Origin of the sequence: Mesobacillus subterraneus, from assembly GCF_000934845.1 — a bacterium.
GTDB classification, from domain to species: domain Bacteria; phylum Bacillota; class Bacilli; order Bacillales; family Cytobacillaceae; genus Mesobacillus; species Mesobacillus stamsii.
The window spans coordinates 1-3,942 of sequence record NZ_JXIQ01000153.1 but is presented as its reverse complement, the minus strand read 5'-3'; the positions used below and the strand labels follow the sequence as shown (position 1 = coordinate 3,942).

Annotated in this window: 3 protein-coding genes and 1 pseudogene; 1 reads left to right on the top strand and 3 read right to left on the bottom strand. The window is 43.9% G+C overall.

What is annotated here, in order from left to right; genetic code table 11:
* Positions 1-265: 265 nt before the first annotated feature.
* The 3 genes from katG to UB32_RS20575 form a co-directional block, all read right to left on the bottom strand.
* On the bottom strand, positions 266-2,458 hold the full coding sequence (katG, locus tag UB32_RS16695) for a catalase/peroxidase HPI (protein ID WP_044395832.1): 2,193 nt from the start codon (positions 2,456-2,458) through the stop codon (positions 266-268).
* 251 nt (positions 2,459-2,709) lie between these two features.
* Positions 2,710-2,913, bottom strand: coding sequence for a hypothetical protein (locus UB32_RS20580; protein ID WP_052807087.1), 204 nt, complete (start codon positions 2,911-2,913; stop codon positions 2,710-2,712).
* Between the two features lie 73 nt (positions 2,914-2,986).
* A complete protein-coding gene (locus tag UB32_RS20575) occupies positions 2,987-3,310 on the bottom strand; it encodes an ATP-binding cassette domain-containing protein (protein ID WP_241768536.1) in 324 nt (107 codons plus the stop codon).
* Between the two features lie 46 nt (positions 3,311-3,356).
* Between UB32_RS20575 and UB32_RS20805 the strand changes: the two are divergent.
* Positions 3,357-3,554: pseudogene (locus UB32_RS20805) on the top strand (transposase); the annotation flags it as partial.
* Between the last annotated feature and the right edge of the window lie 388 nt (positions 3,555-3,942).

Sequence of the window (3,942 nt, the reverse complement as noted above, 5' to 3'; positions counted from 1 at the left end):
TCTCCCACCTACTCATTGGGCTTTAGCCCTTCCCATTCCTTGAGGATGGGAGACTTCTTTCGGAAATCCGTTAAAAAATGAAACTTTCTAAATACACTACCAATTTTCCCTCATCTATCAATAAACTGTCAATGTTATTAAATTTCCAGAGAGTCATGCGCTATCGAAAGGGAAACCCGCTTTCTAAACTTGCATACCAAAAAAAACAGACCATTTTACTGATCTGCTCTCGTTAAACAATTTATTTTTGACTCATTCACAAGTCTCACATTTTTTTTGCATGAAGGTCAAATCGATCTGCATTCATCACCTTTGTCCATGCGGAAATAAAGTCGCGCACAAACTTCTCTTTGTTATCGTTCTGGGCATATACTTCCGAAATCGCCCGCAGCTGAGAGTTGGAGCCGAAAACTAGGTCCACTCTGGTGGCCGTAAGTTTAACCTCACCGGTCTTGCGGTCACAACCTTGATAAACACCACCTTCTGCAGGCTTCCATTCCACTCCCATATCCAGCAGGTTTACAAAGAAATCATTGGTGAGCATGCCAACACGGTCGGTAAAAACTCCATGCTTTGTACCGCCATGGTTGGTACCGAGCACCCGCATTCCACCAATCAGAACCGTCATTTCAGGTGCACTGAGGTTTAATAGCTGTGCCTTGTCCAATAAGAGCTCTTCTGGACTTACGCTATATTGTTTCTTTTGATAGTTGCGGAATCCATCAGCGCAAGGCTCAAGCACTGCAAAACTTTCTGCATCTGTTTGCTCGTCGGTTGCATCCCCACGCCCTGGAGCAAATGGAACAGCTACATCAAAACCAGCGTCACGTGCCGCTTTCTCGATTGCTGCACTGCCGCCAAGAACGATCAAATCAGCAATGCTTATTTTCTGATCGAGATGGCTTTGAATTTTTTCAAGTGAATGGAGCACCTTTGAAAGTTGTTCCGGCTGATTCACTTCCCAGTCTTTTTGCGGAGCCAGTCGGATGCGTGCACCATTCGCTCCACCGCGGAAGTCCGAGCCACGGAACGTGCTTGCGGAAGCCCAGGCAGTCGTGACCAACTCGCCGATGGTTAGCCCAGAGTCCAGAATCAAAGATTTCACCTTTCCTATTTCTTCTTCTGTCCATTCATACTCAACCGCTGGAATAGGATCCTGCCAGACGAAATCTTCTTTTGGAACTTCTGGACCGATATACCTTGATTTAGGACCCATATCACGATGCAATAACTTGAACCATGCCTTGGCAAAAGCGTCGGCAAACTCTTCTGGATTTTGATGAAAACGGCGGGCGATTTTTTCATAATCAGGATCATGGCGCAATGCAAGATCTGTTGTAAGCATCATGGTTGGGACTTTTTCAAAAGCATCTTCAGCATCCGGAGCAAGATCTTTTTCGGCCGGATCCACAGCCAGCCATTGATAGGCACCTGCCGGACTCTTTGTCAGCCACCATTCATAGTCGAATAATAAATCAAAATAGCCATTATCCCATTGTGTTGGGTTAGCCGTCCAGGCTCCTTCCAGGCCGCTAGTAATGGTATCCCGGCCTCTGCCGGTGCCATGTGCATTTTTCCATCCTAAACCCATCTCTTCGATCGGAGCTGCTTCCGGTTCTGGACCAACTTTCGCTGCATCTCCTGCGCCGTGGGCTTTTCCAAAAGTATGTCCGCCAGCAATCAGCGCTACTGTTTCTTCATCGTTCATGCCCATCCGTGCAAAGGTTTCGCGAATGTCCCGTGCTGCTGCAAGCGGATCCGGCTTGCCATTCGGTCCTTCGGGATTTACATAAATAAGGCCCATTTGTACAGCAGCAAGCGGGTTCTCCAGCTCACGATCCCCTGTATACCGATTATCGCCGAGCCACTCTGATTCAACGCCCCAATAAGTGTCCTCTTCCGGATGCCAGATATCCTGTCTCCCTACGCCAAAACCGATTGTCTTGCCTCCCATCGACTCAATTGCCACATTACCAGCCAATAAAATCAAGTCAGCCCAGGAAATTTTGTTGCCATACTTTTGCTTAAGTGGCCATAGCAGTCGTCGAGCTTTGTCCAAGTTCCCATTATCTGGCCAGCTGTTCAGCGGCGCAAATCGTTGTGAACCCGTCCCTCCGCCGCCTCGGCCATCGCCAATACGATATGTCCCCGCAGAATGCCAGGCCATTCGGATAAACAATGGTCCATAATGACCGAAGTCTGCCGGCCACCAGTCCTGACTCGTTGTCATGAGCACTTGAAGATCCCGCTTAAGTGCATCGTAGTCCAGCTTTTTGCATTCTTCACTATAATGAAAATCCGCCCCCATTGGGTTTGATTTACGGTCATGCTGATGGAGAATATTCAACTGCAGCTGATTCGGCCACCAGTCTCTATTAGTCGTACCACTCGTTTTTTGACTAGTTGCACCCCCGTGCATCACCGGGCATTTTCCAACCTTTTCCGTATCCTTGTCCATTTTCCTTCCCCTTTCGTACTAATAAATGATTTCCCTTTCACCATTCATACCTATGAGAAGAACAAGGAATTTAGTATCTTTAATGGGAATCTTTTATCATTAGGTGAGGAACGAGATTGGAATGACCCTTCTTCCTAATCAAATGAAGCTACAACAAATAACCACTCATTTCCGAAAATGAGTGGTTATTTGTGAAGTATGTCAATTCTTACAATTTCAAAGCCTTGCATATCATACATTCCAAATAATATTTATAACACACTTGGTTGATTCAACATCGTAATTAATTTTGATTTATATGCTGCAAATTCTGGTGTAGAAAAAATTTGTTCACCCCTTGGTCTAGGAAGATTTATTTCAATTTTTTCGGCAACTCTTGTAGGCCTATTTGTTAAAACATATACCTCATCTGATAAAAATACTGCCTCATCAATATCATGCGTAACTAGGAGCATTAGATCCTCCCAAATTTCCAGCAACCATAATTGTATTGCATATCGAGTTTGAGCATCCAGGGCACTCAATGGTTCATCTAGTAAAATTATAATTATTCTCTAACATTAATGTTCGCAATAAAGCCACTCTCTGCTTCATCCCACCTGACAAGGTTCTCGGATAGTTTTTTTCAAATCCACCTAATCCATATTTCTCTAAAACAGGGGATGCCTTATTAATTGCGACCTGTTTTGAAGTCCCATTTAATTGTGCACCTAAAATCACATTTTCGATTACGGTTAACCACGGAAGCAATAAATCCTTCTGTAACATGTAAGAAACATGACCAATTTCGCCAGTAATATTTTCACCATACAAAGAGACATCTCCTCCAGTGGGTCTTAATAATCCAGCAATAATGTTGAAAATTGTTGTCTTACCACAACCACTAGGTCCAATGATTGAAGCAACCGTCCATTATGCAGGCATTGGGGAAACGGTGAAACTTTATTTTTGTCGATTTCCTTATCAAAAGGATTGGAAATTGTACCTGTCTACAGATGAATCCTTGTCAGTAATGGAAATGCTTCAAGTATACTCCGTGCGTTGGACGATTGAAGTTTTTTTCAAAGAAGCAAAACAACAACTTCAATTAGGAAGACACCTGCCATCGCGAAGTACCTGTTTGATCTGGAAATCACACCGGTACTGCCATATACACGACCACGGACCAAAGATGGTTTCTTCCGGAAATATGAAGCTTAGAAACGGCAGTTAAGAGGAGTCCATCTTCTTTAGAAATTCAAATTTATGCCAAAAGGGGTTCGGAATGAGACCATTCCGAACCCCTTTTGTCTACAAACTGAACTCACCATAGTTGGCGAGTTTACTTATTATATATGGATTCGGGGTACCTTTTTAAGGAATGCTGATCTCACTCATTATATTGTGCTAAAGAAAAGGTTGAATGAAGAAATAAGATATCAGTGAACTACTCCCACCACTTACCAACCTTACAGGTCGCTTGAAGTGGGGGCTTCTCGACTTAT

Excerpts from the sequence above, each read along its gene's own strand:
- katG (WP_044395832.1), bottom strand. The coding sequence starts at position 2,458 with ATGGACAAGGATACGGAAAAGGTTGGAAAATGCCCGGTGATGCACGGG.
- UB32_RS20580 (WP_052807087.1), bottom strand. The coding sequence starts at position 2,913 with ATGCTCCTAGTTACGCATGATATTGATGAGGCAGTATTTTTATCAGAT.